The organism is Allopseudospirillum japonicum (assembly GCF_900108915.1).
GTDB classification, from domain to species: Bacteria; Pseudomonadota; Gammaproteobacteria; order Pseudomonadales; family Halomonadaceae; genus Pseudospirillum; species Pseudospirillum japonicum.
In genome coordinates, this window is the sequence record NZ_FNYH01000002.1 from 49,555 (window position 1) to 68,620 (window position 19,066).

Genomic DNA, 19,066 nt, shown 5'->3' on the forward strand with positions numbered 1-19,066 from the left:
AGGATGCTAGGCTTGCGCTATGTTGCAAAGCACAAAATATAATTTCTATAAAAATGACTGAAACAAGGGTGAGCTTCCTATGGATGAGCTAGAAGATGTGCCTATGCCTGAGGGCGAGTTATCATTGCGTTTATTCGCCCAGCAACAGGATGCCAACTTGTATGGTGATATTTCTGGTGGTTGGCTCGTTGCGCAAATGGATTTGGCCGCAGAAATGGCAGCAGGTCGCTTGGCTCAAGGACGCACAGCAACAGTGGCTATTCATGAAATGGATTTTTTAAGTCCAGTTAAGATAGGTTCTCAGGTCAATATTTATACGCGTGTTTTAGATGTAGGCCATAGCTCAATGCGGATCCAAGTTGAAGTATGGATTTTGCCGCCTCATGAACGTGATCCACGGGCAGTGCATAAGGTGACCGAAGCCTTATTTGTGATGGTAGCTATCGATAAAAATGGACGCATCCGTGCGGTACCAACCGAGTTATAACTATTAAGAAGTGCATGGATGATGCCTTAAGGCCTCTAATGCTTGCTGTGTTTGCTGGGGGCAAAACGTTTGTGCCTGATCACGACCTTGGTTTTTTGCAAGATACAAGGCTTGATCAGCGCAAGCGAGTACTTGGTTAAGATTATCCCCCGCATTAAAACGTGCAATCCCGATGCTTAAAGTGCAGTGCAAGTCAGGGGCATTTTTTTGCTGCGATAGGGGAACACGCAATTGGCGTATGGCTTGCAATAATTTATCGGCGACGAGTTGGGCTTGTTGTAGGTTTGTACCGGGTAGCAAGACTAAAAACTCTTCACCGCCCCAGCGCCCACTCGAATCATATTGGCGCAAACAAGTTCGCAGGCATTCAGCAATTTTTTCTAAAAATAAATCACCGGCATCATGCCCGTAAGTATCATTAATGCGTTTGAAATGGTCTAAATCGAGCAATAAAACGCAAAAACCCAAGTCACCACGTCCTGCGCGGCTTGCTTCTGCTTCTAAACGTTCCACTGCACCGCGACGATTTAATAAACCTGTGAGATGGTCTGTCGTCACAGCCTGACGTAATTGCCGGTTTAGCTCTAAAACTTCGCCTTGTAAACGGTCACTAATACGGCTGATTTTATCGAGTTTGCGCTCTAGGCGTACATATTTGCCAATCAACCAGTCCAGATCTTCGCGCAATTCCTCGTCGTGTTGGCTACGTTCGAGCAAGCGTTGTAAACGTGCTTCGATAGCTTGTGTATATCTCATATCCTTTGGCAGCTTTGTAGACAAAACTACCACCTCCTCTGATTTAAGCCTGTGCGACCAGATGAAATGCTAAATCTAGATCCTCAGCAAAATCTTCGCCAAGTTCAAGCGCCCGTTCGTTATCTTCATCATAAAGCCATTCTACCTGCACCGGTACTCCTTGATGGTGTGCCTCATCCAGCATTTCTAAAATGTCCATGAAACATTTAATACTACCGGTATTAAGATAAAATAAGCGCAGTTGCAAAGTGATGCTTGCAGGACGATGATAAATTAATTCACTGATCCACTGTAAAATAGGGTGATAAAATTCAAAGGTGTTTTCTGGATAAGACTCCCCCTCAATACGCAAAGCATCAGGCGTATTTGGGTTTAAATCAATTAATGGCGTGGCTTCTGTCGCCTGAATATATAAATGTTGCATAATAAAAACCTTTATTTATTTAGCTTGCACAGACGCTAACACTCAGACTAAAAAACTTATATTCAGCAGTTTCCGTATCTTGAATACGATAGCTTAGGGGCTGACAAGCACGACGACGCATTTCAATTAGCCCTAAACCGGCACCTTTAGCCCCCTGTACTAAGGGTTGGCGTAGCTTCTGCTTATACAAGGTACGTAATGCTTTAGCATCCAAAGTATTAATTTCATCAATCCAATCGGTGAGCTTAGGCAAGTCTTGCTGAGCAATTAAATTTGCAGACATGACTTGGTAGGCAGGTGTCTCTGTTTGCTGTTGACCAATTAAAATAGTGGCATGGCTCAGTTGGGTAAAAGCCTCAGCGCTTGCTGCTTGGTGACGAGCATAATGATGAATATTTTGTGTCTGTTCGATATAAACAGAAAAAACATCTGCCAAGGCATGTTTAGCAACGGCATGATTTTCTAAATGTGCGCGCACAGCGCGTCCCATTTCTTCAATAATGCCCTGAGAGACAGGCCCATTAAAAGCTAATAAAATACGTGCACGCTCAAAAGTGTGCCTTAATTCTAATAAGTCTAAGCTAGGCATAAGCATATCCTCAAACGAGATTTAATCATAACTAATGAAGTTTCAAATACACACAACTAATATCATCCCTTTGCGGATAAGGGATTTTAGTGAGAGAACTGCAGCGCCATTGTAATAAAGCATCTTGAATCGCTTGTTCAGGTGCTTGAGGATTTTCTTTCAGCAAGCGTGCTAATAAAGCTTGCCAGCCTTTGCGTCCTAAACCAAAGCCTTTTTCACCACCAGCTTGATCTAAAATCCCATCACTACAAAAAGCAAGGTGTGTCATTTTCTGTAAAGATAAAATATGCGTTTGGGGATGATAGTCCTTCGGTGTTCGTGCGTAACCAATGCCTTTTCGTGATCCTTTAATTGTATGGACTTGTGTATTTTTATCTAAATAAAAAAGATCTAAACCAGCACCTGCAAAGCTTAAGTAATCACCCGTGTAAGTGCGATAAGCTAGGGCGATATCCAGACCATTATCAAAGCCTGCCAGAACATCTTGTGGATTTTGTAGTTGGCGCTGCAAACTGGTATGCAATTTGTGTAAAAGCTCACCAGCTTTTGCTTGTGGATGTTGGTAAATTAAAGCTTCCAAAGTTGCGCTAGCTAGCATGGTCATCATCGCACCGGGAACCCCATGTCCAGTGCAATCGGCAAGACCAAAGTACACCCCTTGTTGACAAGGATAGCAAAAGTAAAAATCACCACCAACAGACTCTTTAGGCAACCAAAGCAGGCTAACTTGTGCGAAATAAGGTTGCCAATGCGAAGGTGTTGGCAGCAAAGCATCTTGAATTAAACGGGCATAATCTAAGCTATCGGTTAATTTTTTATGGGTTCTTGCGAGTTCTCGGTTAGATGCTTGTAAAGCAGAAGTACGCTCTGTGACTTTAATTTCCAGATTGCTCATGTAATCCCGTACTTGTGCACTCATGTCATTAAAAGAGTGCATTAATAAGTCGATTTCATCACTGGCATGATCTTTTGGGTGTAAATAAATATTATAATCACCTTGTGCAATTTTTCTTGAAGATTCAACCAGAATGTTCAAAGGTTTAAGGACTAAGCGACTTAAAAGTGCCAGAAACCAGGCACTTAGTATTAATAACGAGATAGCAAGTAATGCCAACAAGGGCATAAAAGGCCACTGAGTTAAGAGCTGAGATTTTTGTACCAGGGTGAAGTTAAACCAGCCTAATTCTGGGGTATAAGCGACAGCCAATAAAGTATCTTGATCACCTAAATTTAAAGGCAAGGCTAAAACCCTATGAGGGTTAGCTGTTAGGGTTTGCATGGCTGCTTTAAGCTGGGCTTGATCTTGTGGATCTTGAATTAATTGAAAAATATGGCTTTGCTGTTGACTTTGTTTATGTAAAGAATTGTAGTCAATTAAACGAGTATCAGGATGTGCCTGAATCGCACCTTGTTGATTGGTAATAATATTGACGGTATCTGTCTCTTGGCTGCGGCTAAATTCAGTTAAAAAATCATCTAAAGGAATGCCAGTGCCACAAATGGCGACAACTTGCTCATTAGCATAAGCTTTAACATTAATCCAAACTTTAGTTTTTTTAACTTCTAAATCAGGATCTATATTTAAGGTGTAAGTGTACTCATCTTTTTTAAGTAAATCCCAATACCAAATATCTTGTGGTCGCTTAGGGTTTAGTACTTTTAGTGGCACCCCTGGAATAAATTGACTGCTATGATCTTGATAATAAAAGTGATGGCTTGCTACAGGAGTAAAAAAATAGCTTTGATCACGAAAAAAAGGACGTCTGCTAGCTAAGTCTGCCAATGCAAGGGACTTAAGCTCAGGATTGTCTTCATCCTGACTCCAAGCTAATAAAATAGGGGAACTTGCCATTTGTCTAGCTAATAAGATTTCTTGATGTAAATAAGCATGTAAGCGCTCTTGCTCAAATCTTGCTTGACGCTCGCTAAATTTAAGTCCCAAGTTATCGACAATTTCCACCATAAGTAAATTAAAGAGCAATACGGCTAATAGGCCTGTAATACAGTAGACCAGGGTAATAGATATTAAGAAGCGACGTCTTAAGCTACTCATGGGAAATACTTTAATAGGCAATGAGAATTGAGCCTGCTAGTGTCCCTTGTCTGTGGCCTTATGTCTAGGCATAAGCTGTATTTAAAAGATAAATGTGGCATCATGATAAGCTTTTTGTCCTAACCTGGTGAACTCAGTATATTTGTGAGTCCCAGATCTTGTTTGAGTGAGAAACCTTTTTTTGAGGCGAGTATGTTACTGGAACACTATGTGAAGAAGATTTTACAAGCACGCGTTTATGAGGTGGCAAAAGAAACACCCCTTTCTGCAGCACGGTTTCTATCTAAACGCACCCATAACCAGATTATGATTAAGCGCGAAGATCTTCAACCTGTGTATTCCTTTAAACTGCGTGGCGCTTATAACAAAATGGCGCAGCTCACCGAGGAAGAAAAAGCTCAAGGTGTTATTACTGCATCTGCAGGCAATCATGCGCAAGGTTTGGCCTTGGCTGCCAAGCATATGGGAGTCAAAGCTATCATTATTATGCCGCGGATTACCCCAGAAATTAAGGTGCAAGCAGTACGGGCACGTGGCGCTAAAGTGGTGTTAAAAGGGGATGCTTTCAATGAGGCCTTAGAACATGCCCTCAAATTGGTGGATGAACAAGGCATGACTTATATCCCTCCCTATGATGATGCGGATGTAATTGCTGGCCAAGGGACTGTCGGCATGGAAATTTTGCGTCAGCATCCACAGGATTTACATGCTATTTTTGTGCCCGTCGGTGGCGGCGGTTTGATTGCTGGGATTGCAGCTTATGTAAAATATTTGCGTCCAGAAATTAAAATCATTGGTGTTGAAGCGGAAGACTCAGCATGTTTACAAGCTGCGCTTGCTGCCGATGCGCGAGTCGTTTTAGAGCAAGTAGGTATTTTCGCGGAAGGCGTTGCAGTTGCACAAATAGGTGAGGAGCCTTTTAAAGTCTGTCGTCACTATGTTGATGAAGTAATCACGGTGAATACGGATGAAATTTGTGCTGCGGTCAAAGATATTTTTGAGGATACGCGCGCGGTTTCTGAGCCTTCAGGTGCCCTTTCTTTGGCTGGTCTTAAAAAATATATTGAGCGTGAGCAAATTCAAGGGCAAAACCTAGTGTGTATTAACTCAGGTGCTAACACGAATTTTGATCGCTTACAGCATATCGCTGAGCGTACTGAGCTTGGTGAAAAGCGTGAGGCGATTTTAGCTGTGACCATTCCTGAGCGTCCTGGTAGCTTTAAAAATTTCTGCAAAGTGATCGGTAAGCGTATGGTAACTGAGTTTAACTATCGTTACGCTCATCCAGAAGAAGCACATATTTATGTGGGAGTTTCGGTTAAACCAGATGGTGATGATAGAAACGAATTGATACATGCCCTGCAAGAAGCAGGATATCCAGTAATGGACCTGACAGATAATGAGTTAGCCAAGCTGCATATTCGGCATTTAGGTGGCGGGCGTACTCAGGGTGCGTATCATGAAGAAGTGTATCGCTTTGAGTTTCCAGAACGTCCTGGGGCTTTGTTAAACTTTCTGAACCACTTGGGTCATAACTGGAATATTTCTCTTTTCCACTATCGTAATCACGGCGCTGCTTATGGACGTGTGCTGGTTGGCTTACAGGTACCTGCAAAAGATAAAAAAGATGTAGAAGTTTATCTTGATAAAATTAGTTACCGCTATTGGCGTGAAACGAAAAACCCAGCCTATCAGCTGTTTTTATGCGAACCTAAGTTAGATCTTGCCTAAGGCTTGTGTGATACGTGCCGATACAATTAAGATAAGGCTTGTGGGTGACTGAAGTTTTTTGATCTTCAGCAAAATTACGGCATACGTAAGCCTACAAGCTAAATGTTAACCTTGCATTACATAAAGTAACAGCCTACATTAGGAAGCCGTTCTGGCTGAACCTGATGATGAAATCAAACAGACATGCCTGCAATCTTTAGGGGACTTGGAGAAACTAAAATGAGACGACGTAAACCGGACTTAGTCGTTGCACTAGTCGTGATTTTTAGTGTTGGTGTTGTAGTGACAAGCTATGCACAAAGTGTCATCACGCCTTGAAGATGCAAAGGCGCAGCGGAGTTTTACAAGTACCGCTATATTTTTAAGGCTAGCGATTTCAGCTAGCCTTTTCCGTTATGCCAATATAGATGTGCTTCTGTCAATACACCCTGTAAAGGGATGTCCCAAGGCTCTACTGGCAGATCATCTAGTTTTTGACACTCATGTGCCAGGCCCAGCAATAATGGCTTGTTGCCTTGGGCACGTCGAGTAAAGGCAAGGCTGCGATCATAAAACCCCCCGCCCATACCTAAACGGCCACCTTGAGAATCAAAACCAACTAACGGCAAGGCAATGATTCCTAAAGCCCACGCAGGAAGGCGATTTGATGCGCGATGTCCGTAAGCAGTTAATTGAGGCTCTAAAATACCAAAACGGTTCGCAATCAAGGGCATTTTGGTATGGTAGCGCACAAACCAAAGTTGATGGTGAGAGACAGGGTGCAATACAGGAAGATAGACGCAATGGCGGCGTTTCAGGAGTACTTGCATCAAGGGTCTAGGATCTATTTCCCCGTCTTGGGGTAAATAAAATGCAATATGTCGGTGCTTTAATAGACTTGGCGCTTGCAAAAAGCCTTGTGCTAAAGCCTGTGCATGTTGGCGTTGCTGTTGTGCACTTAAGGCGGTACGCTGAGCTCTCAGATAGGCACGCAGTTCACGCTTGTTGGCAGGCATAAGCTTAAGAGGAAATAAGATAGTAAAAATCAGTAAGACTAGAAGAAGTGAAGATCCCCGAATGTGCCGCCGTGATGTTAGCCCTGAACCAAAAGGTCCAAGGCGGATACCCATGCCAACTTCTAAGGCTCCTAGGAAACCTAGTGTGCTCACGGAAGCTGTGCAACGAATATCCTGAATCTAAATATTAGGCTCGAGGACATAGACCACTAGCCAACACTCCAGGGACTCAATTGATAGTAGCAAATCCTTACGGGTGAGACAATCTTTAGAGAGAAAAACCTTTATCTATAAGATATAAAAAGGTTTTTTAAGCACGGCGCTGGCGATCACGGGCATTTGCTAACAAAGAAACCTCAGGGGTCTCTTGGGTTTCATAGGCAGCATGAGTACTACCTGCGCCTAAGGCCTCATCCAGCTTATCACGCATTTGTGAGATTTTGCTGTGAGTGTTATGGTTGAACTCATCTTTCTGCAGTAACTCATGCGAGATATTCAAGGCTGCCATTACAGCGATACGCTCCATACTTAAGAGCTTGCCAGAAGAGCGAATCTCGTGCATTTTCTTGTTCAGATAGTTCGCAGCTTTCATTAACGCTTCCTTCTCTTCAGGAGGACAGCTAATCATGAACTTGCGATCCATCAGGGTAATCTCAGTAGTGTGCTTACTGTTGCTCATTTTGAGGCTCCAGAGCTTTTAACCGGGCAATCATATGTTCTATGCGGTGCAAGGCGTGTTCATTTTTATCAAGTAGCATGTCCCGCTCTGACGCCAGTCGCGCACACTTATCCTTGAGTGTTTGATTCTCCGCTTGAAGTTGGCCACAAAACAGGAGAAGGCGGTCTATTTTATGCTCTAATGCGGTGATATCAAGAGTATCCATATAAGTTAGCGTCTTTGGGTAGCCTCTGCCTAATATAGGTTCAGGTTCAGATATGGTCAATCGTTACGGGCAAGAATACAAGTATAATTATGCCTTAAGTTGTTCCCTGTAACCATATTTATACACCAGGTACATATCTTTTCACCAGTTAAAAATGTAAAGTTAATGAATGATTCTATGTTAACCTTTGATAATTTTGCTGATTTGTTGTTGCGTCATCGTTGTTTCCAGTCACCTAGTGCCCTACATGCTATGTTGACCACCTACATCGCCTGCTTACCTCAGTTGACGCCTGCACAGAGTGTACGTATGGGCGCGCATTTCCTATCTGAAGATGAAAATCCAGCCCAGTTAGCGCCTGTAGATGTACAAACTTTAGAATCTTTGCATCAGCAGATAGATGAAACCTTGACGGGCAACGAGCTCAACTTTGAACTTTTGTTACCTGATGAGGTGACCTACTCGCTACCTGAGCGGGTCAAAGCCTTGGTAGTTTGGTTACAGGTGTTCGAGCGTACCTTAAAAACCTGTGACTTAGCGAATAAAAAGCTATCCGCTGAACTCAGTGAAGGCCTTGATACTTTGCGTATGGTACTTGCGCATGCAGATATGAAAGAAATCGATGCTATGGATCCTGAGGATGAAGATAACGAGAAAGATTATTTCGCACTCAGTGATTATGCGCGCATGGTGGTGATGATGTTATATACAGAGCTGCATCCACAGCGTCCACATTTAGTGATGGATGAGGAGACCGCCTCCACACCACCAAGTAACTATGTACCAGGGTCTACTAGTTTGCATTGAATTGGTGAAGATCAAAGCATTTTTATCCACAATCTAGGATGCTAATGAGCTGATAATTCAAGCTTGGCATCCTAAATTTTATTGATGCATATTATCAAAAAGGCTCACCAGCACCTATTTTAAGCCATCTATCTTGATAAAGATGACAGCTGCTGGAGATTATTTTGCCTGTCGATAGGTATTAAAGGAGGCGTATGGCTAGCTCGTATCCGTCACTTTCAAGTGATTTTCACCGTGAACGCAGGCACACGCTATTGCAACAATTGGCGCCTGATGCCTTAGTCATCTTACCTTCGGCCACGACCCAATACAGAAACCGTGATGCAGATTATCCTTTCCGTCAGAACAGTGATTTTGCTTATCTAACAGGTTTTCCAGAGCCAGACGCGCTTTTAGTGCTTGCGCCAGGGCGTCCAGAAGGTGAGCATTTACTTTTTTGTTTACCGAAAGATCCTCAGCAAGAAATTTGGACGGGCTCCCGTGCAGGGCAAGAAGGCGCCGTACAAAATTATGGTTTTGATCAAAGCTTTCCTTTAGATGAAATGGATCAACGTTTGCCCACGCTGATGGATGGACGCTCTGTGATCTGGTATCCACTGGATGATGAACACTGCCATGAAAAAGTCCGTATTTGGCGTCAGCTATTAGCTCGCCGCTTACGTCGAGGTGCCCAAGTACCAGATCGCTTGGCTAATCTCAGCACCCCCTTGCATGAAATGCGTTTGCATAAAACCAGTGCGGAAATCAATTTAATGCAAGCTGCGGCGGATATTAGTGCACAAGCTCATGTGGAATTAATGCGCCACTGCCAGCCTCATGTCTACGAATATCAATTGGCAAGCCGTTTTGAGTTTGTGTGTAAACAAGCAGGCGCAGAAGCCCTTGCTTACAACACCATTGTAGGTGGTGGTGCCAATGCCTGCATTTTGCATTATGTACAAAATAATCAAAGTCTAAATGCCGGTGATTTGGTGCTGATTGATGCTGGTTGTGAGCTAGAAGGCTATGCCGCAGATATTACCCGCACCTTTCCGGTGAATGGACATTTTTCTGCACCGCAAGCGGCTTTATATGATTTGGTATTAAAAGCCAATGAACTGGCGATCAGTATGGTTCGCCCTGGTGTTAGCCTAGATACCATTCATGAACAGGTGATCCGTCATCTTACGTGGGGCCTAGTACAATTAGGTTTATTAACGGGTGATGTCGATACCCTGATAGCGGATGAGGCCTACAAAGATTTTTATATGCACTCAACAAGCCACTGGTTGGGGCGTGATGTGCATGATGTTGGTTTATACAAAATCTCTGGCGTTGCACGGCCTTTAGAGGCTGGGATGGTGATTACCATAGAGCCTGGCTTATATGTAGCTGCGGATAATTATGAAGTGGACGCGCAATGGCGTGGTATTGGGATACGCATTGAGGATGATGTGCTAGTCACTGAAAAAGGTGCCCAAGTGCTGACTCAAGGCGTACCTAAACATAGAGAAGAGATCCAAGCACTAGTAGGTAGTGCCTTCACGGATTCATTTTGATAAGGATAGGTGTGTATGTTTCGCAGCCAAACCACTCATTTGCCACCGCCGGCACACTGTGATATTGCCATTATTGGTGGCGGTTTAATCGGCACTAGTTTAGCGATTGCTTTGGCCGCTTCTCCTGAGATACAAGCCTGTGGCTGGGATATTCGTGTTCTCGAACCACAAGCCTATTCAGAGAACCCGCAAGAACAGCCCAGCTTTGATGGACGTGCTTCCGCTTTAAGTTATGCTAGCTATCAGCATTACCGCCGCTGGGGATTAGCACAGGCTTTAGAACGTCAGGGGGCACCTATTGAAAATATTCATATCAGTGAACGAGGGCGTTGGGGGCATACTCACCTCAGTGCGCAAGAACAAGGGATTCAAGCCTTAGGTTATGTCATTGAAAATCACCGTCTTGGTGGCCTTTTGATGGAAAAACTCAACCAGCAAACGCAAGTGCACTTACATACGGGTTGGCAGGTGCATAACATCAAGATGCAGGCGCAAGCTGGAGTTTTACAATTACATCATCAGCAGGCTCAAACACAAACCTTACAAGCAAAACTTGTGGTGTTGGCAGATGGTGGTCGTTCTTCATTAAAGCAACAGCTAGGAATTGATGATTATATCCATGATTATCAACAAGATGCGCTTATCACCTGTGTACAAATCTCGCGTCCCCATCAAGGCTGGGCTTATGAACGTTTTACCCCAGCTGGCCCTTTGGCATTGTTACCTTTAGCCAGCCCGCGTCAACAACAGATGGCCTTAGTATGGACGCGCCCACCTGAGGTGATTGCAGATTTAATGCAACTTGATGAATACACCTTTTGCCAACAGTTACAAGGCTTGTTTGGTAACCGTATCGGGCGCTTTCAAGGCCTTGGCCCACGCGCCTGTTATCCTTTACGTTTGGTACGTGCGCAAGAGCAAGTGCGTTCACGTTTGGTCTTAGTGGGTAATGCGGCACACTATTTACATCCAGTGGCCGGTCAAGGGTATAACTTAGGGGTGCGCGGTGTAGCGGACCTAAGTGCGCAGCTTGCTAAGGTTGCCGCACAAGGTGCAGATCCAGGAAAACTAGATCCTTTGTTAGCCTATGCACAAAAAAGGCAAGCAGATCAAGCACGTGTGATAGGTTTTAGTCATGCCTTAATTGAGATCTTCACCAACCAAACACCGGGATTGGCACAAATACGTAGCCAAGGGTTAACCCAGTTGGGTTTGCATTCTCTCGCAAAAGCTTGGTTTACCCGCAAAGCCATGGGCCTATAAATCGACCGCTTTTTTCTCCATGATTGAGGATAAATCCATGGTTTGGACGACAAAATTGCCAAAATCAACGCCTTTACCCATGGGTGCAGATGCACACTTGATCCTTGTCGGGGCTGGCATGGTAGGGGCGAGTCTCGCCTTGGCTTTAGCACCAACAGGGATGCGCATTAAAGTGCTTGAACGTGCGCCGCAAGCGCCTGAAGTGGATTTAACGCTTTGGGGTTCGCGTGTGAGTGCTTTGAATGCACATGCCTATGATGTGCTTGCCCAGTTGGGTATTTGGGACGCTTTGCCGCGGGTAACGCCTTATCAAAAAATGCATGTTTGGGACGCTGAGGGCACAGGTGAACTAGAATTTAATGCGGCGGATTTGCAGCTGAAATCGCTCGGCTATATTGTCGAAAATCACTTGGTTGTGGCAGCCTTGCACGCTCAGTTGCAAAACTACTCTAATGTAGAACTCCAATATGGATGTGAGCCTGTCGCTATGACAGAACCGGATACCCAAGGGCTGCGTACGTTAGAGTTACAAACCCCCTCAGGCAAGCAAACACTCAGTGTCCCTTTAATTGTGGCAGCAGATGGTGCGCATTCGCCCTTGCGTCAATGGGCAGGCATGACGACCCGCGAATGGGATTACGGGCATACGGCACTGGTGACTCGGGTTGGTTTGCAATATCCGCATCAAAAGACCGCATGGCAAGCTTTTTTAGCACAAGGTCCTTTGGCATTTTTGCCGTTGACAGATCTTGACGGTCATCAACAGCAAGCATCTATCGTGTGGTCCACGCAAAGCCAGCACGCACAGACTTTGCTAGCTTTGCCGCCACAAGATTTTGCCGGCGAGCTACAAAAAGCATTTGGCAATCATTTAGGGCAAATTCAAGTCTTGGAACCTGTGCAGAGCTTCCCGCTGCGCCAACGTCATGCAACCACGTATGTCAAGCCAGGATTTGCATTAGTGGGAGATGCTGCTCATACGATTCATCCGCTGGCGGGGCAAGGTGTGAACTTAGGTTTTAAAGATGTACACGCACTAGCAAAAATTTTGATAGAGGCTTATGAGCAGGAAATACCCTTGGGCGATATACGCATTTTGCGAAAATACTCACGCACCCGTCAGCCAGATAATCTGAGCATGATGGCTTCTATGGAAGCCTTAAAACGCTTGTTTAGCGCGCGTCCTTTACCTATTTGTTGGCTACGTAATTGGGGGATGCGGCGTTTGAATCAGCAAGCCTGGATTAAAAATGCCTTGATCACACATGCGCTTGGAGAAAGTTTACCTTTGGAGCATCCTTGGCGGGCTTAAACCGGTAAACCATGCAAACTGGGGTAAGATTGCTTATCATAGCCACTTTCTTAATTAATGAATCGAATAGGATAATCGCGTTATGAGTGAACGTCTGTTTGCCTGTGGCTTGGGTGTGGGTACCCAAAATGCACAACCGCAATGGCTTGAAGTTTTTTATCCACAACCTTTGTTACAACCAAGTCCTGAGCTTGTGAAGGTGCTTAGCGAGCATTTAGGCTATCAGGGTGGTAATCAAGCGATTAGCTTTACCCCTGCGCAAGCGCAAGCATTGGCACAAGCACTGCATGCGGCGGGTTTAACGACAGATGCTACCTTAGTAGAAACACTCAGCCAAAGCCAACGCCCCTTAGTCGCGACTTTTATTGAAAGCGATCAAGCCCCTGCGAATGTGCCAGAAGTCTATCTGAAGTTGCACTTAATCTCACATCGTATGGTAAAACCCCATACGCTGGACTTAAGCGGCATGTTTGGTGTCCTGCCCAATGTAGCTTGGACTAGTGAAGGCGCCATTGATATTAATGAGCTTGGCGCACGTCAGCTAGCTGCACGTTTGCAAGGCCGCACTTTATCGGTCGATTGTGTGGACAAATTCCCCAAAATGACAGATTACGTGGTCCCTATGGGGGTACGTATTGCAGATACTGCGCGTGTGCGTTTAGGTGCTTATTTAGGCGAAGGCACCACGATTATGCATGAAGGTTTTGTCAACTTTAATGCAGGTACGGAAGGCCCGAATATGATTGAAGGCCGTATCTCTGCAGGTGTGACTGTGGGTGCAGGCTCTGACTTAGGTGGTGGCTGCTCCACTATGGGTACCTTGTCCGGCGGTGGCAATATCGTCATTAGCGTCGGTAAAGAGTGCTTGTTGGGTGCCAATGCAGGGATTGGTATTCCTCTTGGGGATCGCTGTACCGTGGAAGCGGGTTTATATATTACTTCAGGTTCGAAAGTCACTGTATTAGATGATCAAGGCCAAGAAGTACAAGTGGTACGCGCACGCGAGCTTGCCGGCCAAAGTGATTTACTCTTCCGCCGAAATTCCACTAATGGGCGTTTAGAGTGTTTAACCAACCGCAGTGCAGTGGAATTAAATACGGCATTACACGCAAATAACTAGCCTTTTGTCATTAACCTCAGGCTCAATAAGCTACAGAGTCCATCGAGGCTTTGTAGCTTTTTTTGTTTTTTCTTTTCCGTGCTTGTGAGGTCAGAAATTGTGATTGATCTTCCCTTCTTTAGTCGTCAAGCGCAGGCGATTTGTGACGCAGGTCGCTTTTTATATCAACAAGGTTGGTCTCCTGCCACGAGCAGTAATTATTCTGCACGTTTAGATAGCGAGCATTTTGCGGTGACTGTCTCTGGACGTCATAAAGGCCAACTCACACCGGCGGATGTCATGGCGGTGGATTTGCAAGGCCAGCCGGTGCAATCTGAAGCACGCCCTTCTGCAGAAACACGTTTGCATGCGGTACTTTATGAATGGCGTGATGATATTGGTGCGGTTTTGCATACGCACTCCATTGCCGGAACGGTCGTAAGCCGTTTGCAAGCGGGTGATGCACTGATTCTTGAGGATTATGAGCTGCAAAAAGCCTTTGCAGGCGTTGCCACCCACGAAGGTCAACTCTGCCTACCGATCTTTGATAATACGCAAGATATTGAGCAACTGGCTAAAGAAACTCTAAACTACCTCATGGCGCATCCAGAGACCCCAGCCTATTTAATTCGTGGGCATGGTATTTATACTTGGGGGCGCGATATGGCAGAAACCTTGCGTCATATTGAAGCATTAGAATTTTTACTTGCCTGTGAATTAGCAACCTTGAGGGCTATGTCATGAGTTTTTTAACTGTGTATGCAGATCACGCCGATTATCAACAAGAGGCTCCCTTAGTGGATACTCAGGATGCAAGCGCCATTCAAGCTTATCTTGCAGAACACGGCATTGATTTTACCCGTTGGCAAGCCAGTCAGCCGGTACATGCCGATGCGACACAAGCTGAGATTTTGGCCGCCTATGATCAAGAAGTGCAAGCGCTCAAGCAAGCTCAGGGGTTTACTACGGCGGATGTTATTCACCTTACCTCGGCGCACCCAGAAAAACAGGCCTTACGGCAGAAATTTTTGGCAGAGCATATCCATAGTGAAGATGAAGTCCGCTTTTTTGTAAGCGGGCGTGGTCTTTTTTGTTTGCATTTGGAAGGCAAGGTAGCTTTGGTCGGTTGTGAACGCCATGACCTTATCTCAGTCCCTGCAAGCGCCAAACACTGGTTTGATATGGGTGCCGAGCCGGAATTTACCTGTGTGCGTTTATTTACCAATCCAGAAGGCTGGGTTGCACAATTTACTGGCGATAAGATCGCGGAAAAATTCCCACGCTTTGAGCAAGTTGCCGCTAAATTTGCCAGTTGATTGATTAAGTTAAAGAAGCTAGTCGCTGCTGCGCCCATTGGAGTTCTAGACTAGCTTCGATTAAATCCGCTCCCCAAGTCAGGATGCCATCTGTATGGCCATTCATTATAATGAGGCGTTCCCCTTGGGTTACATAGGCACCAATGGCTTGTGCCATAGCAGGTGTACCATAACCAATACTGGCGCAGGTTTGTGGATATAAAAGCTGATGGCGTGCTTGCCAAAGTTGCGGAGCATGGACATGGATCACAGCTTGTGCCAAGGGTTGCGCTTGGTACACGGCAGCATGGGTTAAGGCTTCGGAAGAAGGGGCTAATTGACCCCGTGCGCGCACAAAATTATGTGCTGGATCGGCTTCCACGACCTCACTCACTTCTGCAGCACTTAGGTAGGCCAAAGCACCTGTTTGGCTGGCACTAATTAAAAAACCCTCTGGGGTACGTACACTTAAATTGCCAAAACCTAGACCTTGATAGCGTTGCGCATCTTGCCCAAGCCAAGCACGCATTTTTAACCAAGCGCGCCATTGATTGAGGGATTTTAGAACACTAGCATCTAGCTGAAGTTTTCGTGTTTCTAGCTGAATTTGATACTGAATCACGCCTTCACGTTCGTGCATCTTCCATCCCTCACATCAATCAAGCGTTATTTATGGTAAGCAGGGCTAAGCTCATGCACCGCTTGGACAAAGGCTTTGGCATGTTCTGGATCGGCATATTGAGAGATTCCATGCCCTAAATTGAAGATATGGCCATCGCCTGTACCGAAAGAATCGAGAATTCGTGCCACTTCTGCACGTATGCTTGCTGGTGAGCCAAACAAGGCAGAAGGATCCATATTCCCTTGCAAAGCGACTCTGTGACCAACGCGCTGGCGTGCGGCACCGATTTCATAGGTCCAATCAAGACCGAGCGCATCGGCACCCGTTGCTGCCATAGACTCGAGCCACTGGGCACCATTTTTCGTAAAGAGGATGACAGGAATTTTACGTCCTTGATGCTCACGAATAAGACCGTGGACAATTTGTTCCATATAGCGCAGGGAAAACTCTAAATAAGCCGGTGTGGATAAGACGCCACCCCAAGTATCAAAGATTTGCACCGCTTGCGCACCAGCGCGGATTTGTGCGTTTAAATACTCAGTGACTGTGTGTGCTAACTTATCTAACAAGAGGTGCAAGGCTTCTGCATTAGCGTACAGCATAGATTTAATATGCCGAAAATCCTTGCTAGAACCCCCCTCGACCATATAAGTCGCTAAAGTCCAAGGACTACCGGAAAAACCAATCAAGGGCACACGCCCATTCAGCGCATGACGAATCCGTGTGACCGCACGCATCACATAATCTAGATCACGTTCGACATCCGGCACCGGCAAGGCTTCTACATCTGCTAAGGTGCGTACCACTTTACGAAATTTAGGCCCTTCGCCGGTTTCAAAGTAGAGGCCCAAATCCATGGCATCGGGTACGGTCAGAATATCTGAAAATAAGATGGCAGCGTCTAAAGGAAAGCGCTCTAAAGGTTGTAAAGTAACCTCACAAGCAAAATCTTGGTTACGGCATAAATCCATAAAAGAACCCGCATCTGCACGGGTGGCTCGATATTCTGGTAAGTAGCGCCCTGCTTGGCGCATCATCCATACAGGGGTGATATCGACAGGTTGGCGCTGCAGTGCACGTAAGAAACGATCATTGCGCAACTCAGGAAAAACAGGCGTCTCAGACATAAATAAGTACTCAATTCAGGCAAATAAACTAGCATCTAGTGTACCCTAGTTTGCATGGAAATTCTTAATTTGGGGCAGGCTCGATGAGATAATTCAGGTACAATTTGCTTCTAGTGATGGGCAAATATATATTTTACCATATTTGTTATATTATAACATTTACATTAGAGTAAGCGCCCACAGTCTTTGGATGACTGATTTTCATTTTACCTTTTGCCGCAACGAGGCTCGAAATTCGTGACTGTACACTTTGTTGCTTCTGCTCAATTACCGACCCCTTGGGCCACTTTTCAAATGCACGGTTTTGAAGATCCGGCAACGGGCAAAGAACACCTTGCCTTAACACTGGGTGATCTTCAGCAAGCAGAACCTGTATTGATGCGTGTGCATTCTGAGTGTCTTACAGGAGACGCTTTATTTTCTATGCGCTGTGATTGCGGTTATCAACTGCAAGAAGCCTTACGTCAAATCGCGCAAGCTGGACGCGGGGTGCTGTTGTACTTACGCCAAGAAGGCCGCGGGATAGGGTTATTAAATAAAATCCGTGCTTATCATTTGCAAGATGCAGGTGCAGATACAGTTGAAGCGAATGAGCATTTAGGTTTTGGTGCGGACATGCGTGAATACAGTATGTTGCAACCTATGCTGGCACATTTAGGTGTGAAGGAAGTGCGCTTGTTAACCAATAACCCTCGTAAACTGGATGCCTTAAGCCGTTATGGGGTACAAGTAGTGGAGCGTTTACCTTTAACTACAGGTCTGAATCCACATAATCACAACTATTTAAGTACCAAAGCAAGTAAACTCGGGCATATGATGTCCACTGCAGATTTTACGCCAGTGCAGGGTTTCTCTTTGGCAACACCAGCACCTAAAACAGCGGATTAATACTGGGGTGTTTATTGGATCCTTGGGGTTGTACATTGAAAACACCAAGAAAAAAGCGGCGCTGAGGCCGCTTTTTCTTTTTATTGAGAGTTTCGCTAAGGAGTTTATAAACCTTGCGCGTAACGCTCGGCCATGTGCTCTAGACTGATCGTTTTGATTTTACTGGCTTGTCCTGCGGTGCCAAAAGCTTCATAACGTGCAATACAAATTTCTGTCATGGCTTGGCTGGCGACAGCTAAATATTTACGCGGATCAAATTCAGCAGGGTGTTGAGCCAAGAAACGACGGATAGCACCGGTTGAAGCTAAACGCAAATCTGTGTCGATATTCACTTTGCGCACACCATGCTTAATCCCTTCAACAATTTCCTCGACTGGGACACCGTAAGTTTCTGGGATTTGGCCGCCAAACTCGTTAATCACCGCAAGCCATTCTTGGGGCACGGAAGAAGAGCCGTGCATGACGAGGTGAGTTTGTGGAATACGTGCATGAATGGCTTTAATACGCTCAATAGCGAGAATATCGCCTGTTGGTGGACGAGTAAATTTATAGGCGCCATGGCTGGTTCCTATGGCGATGGCAAGCGCATCCACGCCGGTTTCTTGGACAAACTGGGCGGCTTCTTCTGGATCTGTAAGCATTTGGCTATGCTCTAAGGTACCTTCGGCCCCTATGCCATCTTCTTCGCCGGCTTGTCCCGTTTCTAGGCTGCCTAAACAACCGAGTTCTCCTTCAACGGAGACGCCACAAGCATGAGCCATAGCGACCGTCTCTTGGGTGACTTTCACGTTATAGTCCCAAGAGGCAGGTGTTTTGCCGTCTTCCATCAAGGAACCGTCCATCATTACGGAAGAAAAACCAAGTTGAATAGAACGTTGGCAAACTGCAGGGGATGTTCCATGATCTTGGTGCATACACACAGGAATGTGCGGGAATTCTTCTATCGCGGCTAAAATCAAATGACGTAAGAAAGGCGCCCCTGCGTATTTGCGTGCCCCTGCAGACGCTTGCACGATGACAGGCGAATCTGTTTTATCCGCAGCCTGCATGATGGCACGCATTTGCTCAAGGTTATTCACGTTGAATGCGGGTACCCCATAGCCATATTCTGCAGCGTGGTCGAGCATTTGGCGTAAGCTAATCAAGGCCATAATGGATCCTTTTTGATCAATGAAGGTAAAAAATAGATGAAAGCA

General features: G+C 45.4%; 20 protein-coding genes and 1 other RNA gene. 10 read left to right on the forward strand and 11 right to left on the reverse strand.

Annotation, left to right across the window (positions count from 1 at the left end):
- Positions 1-79 precede the first annotated feature (79 nt).
- Complete coding sequence (locus tag BMX05_RS02560; protein ID WP_093308401.1) at positions 80-487, forward strand: acyl-CoA thioesterase; 408 nt, start codon at positions 80-82, stop codon at positions 485-487.
- Positions 488-490: 3 nt separating this feature from the next.
- Here the strand turns inward: BMX05_RS02560 and BMX05_RS02565 are convergent, their stop codons facing one another.
- From BMX05_RS02565 to BMX05_RS02580, 4 genes are read right to left on the reverse strand one after another with little or no spacing between them, the layout of a single operon-like run.
- Positions 491-1,267, reverse strand: a complete 777-nt coding sequence (locus BMX05_RS02565; RefSeq protein WP_143051931.1) for a diguanylate cyclase domain-containing protein — start codon at positions 1,265-1,267, stop codon at positions 491-493.
- A 19-nt stretch (positions 1,268-1,286) separates the two neighbouring features.
- Entirely contained in the window at positions 1,287-1,667 is a 381-nt protein-coding gene (locus BMX05_RS02570) for a DUF1987 domain-containing protein (RefSeq protein ID WP_093308403.1), read from the reverse strand.
- 19 nt (positions 1,668-1,686) lie between these two features.
- Positions 1,687-2,256: a SiaB family protein kinase gene (locus BMX05_RS02575; protein ID WP_093308404.1), complete on the reverse strand. Its 570-nt coding sequence runs from the start codon at positions 2,254-2,256 to the stop codon at positions 1,687-1,689.
- Positions 2,257-2,287: 31 nt separating this feature from the next.
- A complete protein-coding gene (locus tag BMX05_RS02580) occupies positions 2,288-4,309 on the reverse strand; it encodes a SpoIIE family protein phosphatase (RefSeq protein WP_093308405.1) in 2,022 nt (673 codons plus the stop codon).
- Between the two features lie 192 nt (positions 4,310-4,501).
- Here BMX05_RS02580 and ilvA point away from each other — a divergent pair, with 192 nt between their 5' ends.
- Positions 4,502-6,040, forward strand: coding sequence for a threonine ammonia-lyase, biosynthetic (gene ilvA, locus BMX05_RS02585; RefSeq protein ID WP_093308406.1), 1,539 nt, complete (start codon positions 4,502-4,504; stop codon positions 6,038-6,040).
- A gap of 380 nt (positions 6,041-6,420) precedes the next feature.
- Here ilvA and BMX05_RS02590 read toward each other — a convergent pair whose 3' ends face one another.
- From BMX05_RS02590 to BMX05_RS02605, 4 genes are all read right to left on the reverse strand, one after another.
- Complete coding sequence (locus tag BMX05_RS02590; protein ID WP_093308407.1) at positions 6,421-7,035, reverse strand: 5-formyltetrahydrofolate cyclo-ligase; 615 nt, start codon at positions 7,033-7,035, stop codon at positions 6,421-6,423.
- Between the two features lie 50 nt (positions 7,036-7,085).
- Positions 7,086-7,266, reverse strand: a non-coding RNA gene (gene ssrS / locus BMX05_RS02595) — 6S RNA.
- Positions 7,267-7,345: 79 nt separating this feature from the next.
- Positions 7,346-7,714 (reverse strand): cell division protein ZapA, encoded by a 369-nt coding sequence (locus tag BMX05_RS02600; RefSeq protein WP_093308408.1) that lies wholly within the window; start codon positions 7,712-7,714, stop codon positions 7,346-7,348.
- Complete coding sequence (locus tag BMX05_RS02605; protein WP_093308409.1) at positions 7,701-7,919, reverse strand: TIGR02449 family protein; 219 nt, start codon at positions 7,917-7,919, stop codon at positions 7,701-7,703. The genes BMX05_RS02600 and BMX05_RS02605 overlap by 14 nt, the downstream gene beginning before the upstream one ends.
- A gap of 177 nt (positions 7,920-8,096) precedes the next feature.
- Between BMX05_RS02605 and BMX05_RS02610 the strand changes: the two genes are divergently transcribed.
- The 7 genes from BMX05_RS02610 (at position 8,097) to BMX05_RS02640 (ending at position 15,254) form a co-directional block, all read left to right on the forward strand.
- The gene (locus tag BMX05_RS02610) at positions 8,097-8,726 is read left to right on the forward strand and encodes a UPF0149 family protein (protein ID WP_177166754.1); all 630 of its coding nucleotides are present in this window, start codon (positions 8,097-8,099) and stop codon (positions 8,724-8,726) included.
- 194 nt (positions 8,727-8,920) lie between these two features.
- Complete coding sequence (pepP, locus tag BMX05_RS02615; RefSeq protein ID WP_093308411.1) at positions 8,921-10,264, forward strand: Xaa-Pro aminopeptidase; 1,344 nt, start codon at positions 8,921-8,923, stop codon at positions 10,262-10,264.
- A gap of 15 nt (positions 10,265-10,279) precedes the next feature.
- Positions 10,280-11,527 (forward strand): 2-octaprenyl-6-methoxyphenyl hydroxylase, encoded by a 1,248-nt coding sequence (ubiH, locus tag BMX05_RS02620; protein ID WP_093308412.1) that lies wholly within the window; start codon positions 10,280-10,282, stop codon positions 11,525-11,527.
- A 37-nt stretch (positions 11,528-11,564) separates the two neighbouring features.
- Entirely contained in the window at positions 11,565-12,839 is a 1,275-nt protein-coding gene (locus BMX05_RS02625; RefSeq protein WP_177166755.1) for a UbiH/UbiF/VisC/COQ6 family ubiquinone biosynthesis hydroxylase, read from the forward strand.
- 94 nt (positions 12,840-12,933) lie between these two features.
- Complete coding sequence (gene dapD / locus BMX05_RS02630) at positions 12,934-13,959, forward strand: 2,3,4,5-tetrahydropyridine-2,6-dicarboxylate N-succinyltransferase (RefSeq protein WP_093308652.1); 1,026 nt, start codon at positions 12,934-12,936, stop codon at positions 13,957-13,959.
- A gap of 99 nt (positions 13,960-14,058) precedes the next feature.
- Positions 14,059-14,682, forward strand: a complete 624-nt coding sequence (locus BMX05_RS02635) for a methylthioribulose 1-phosphate dehydratase (protein WP_093308414.1) — start codon at positions 14,059-14,061, stop codon at positions 14,680-14,682.
- On the forward strand, positions 14,679-15,254 hold the full coding sequence (locus tag BMX05_RS02640) for a 1,2-dihydroxy-3-keto-5-methylthiopentene dioxygenase (protein ID WP_093308415.1): 576 nt from the start codon (positions 14,679-14,681) through the stop codon (positions 15,252-15,254). Before BMX05_RS02635 ends, BMX05_RS02640 begins: the two co-directional genes overlap by 4 nt.
- Before the next feature lie 4 nt (positions 15,255-15,258).
- Here the strand turns inward: BMX05_RS02640 and BMX05_RS02645 are convergent, their stop codons facing one another.
- On the reverse strand, positions 15,259-15,873 hold the full coding sequence (locus tag BMX05_RS02645) for a class II aldolase/adducin family protein (protein ID WP_093308416.1): 615 nt from the start codon (positions 15,871-15,873) through the stop codon (positions 15,259-15,261).
- A gap of 26 nt (positions 15,874-15,899) precedes the next feature.
- Complete coding sequence (hemE, locus tag BMX05_RS02650; protein WP_093308417.1) at positions 15,900-16,982, reverse strand: uroporphyrinogen decarboxylase; 1,083 nt, start codon at positions 16,980-16,982, stop codon at positions 15,900-15,902.
- Between the two features lie 237 nt (positions 16,983-17,219).
- On the opposite strand from hemE, the gene ribA reads away from it, so the two are divergent.
- Positions 17,220-17,870 (forward strand): GTP cyclohydrolase II, encoded by a 651-nt coding sequence (gene ribA, locus BMX05_RS02655; protein ID WP_093308418.1) that lies wholly within the window; start codon positions 17,220-17,222, stop codon positions 17,868-17,870.
- 104 nt (positions 17,871-17,974) lie between these two features.
- Here ribA and fba read toward each other — a convergent pair whose 3' ends face one another.
- Positions 17,975-19,021, reverse strand: a complete 1,047-nt coding sequence (gene fba, locus BMX05_RS02660; RefSeq protein WP_093308419.1) for a class II fructose-bisphosphate aldolase — start codon at positions 19,019-19,021, stop codon at positions 17,975-17,977.
- Positions 19,022-19,066 lie beyond the last annotated feature (45 nt).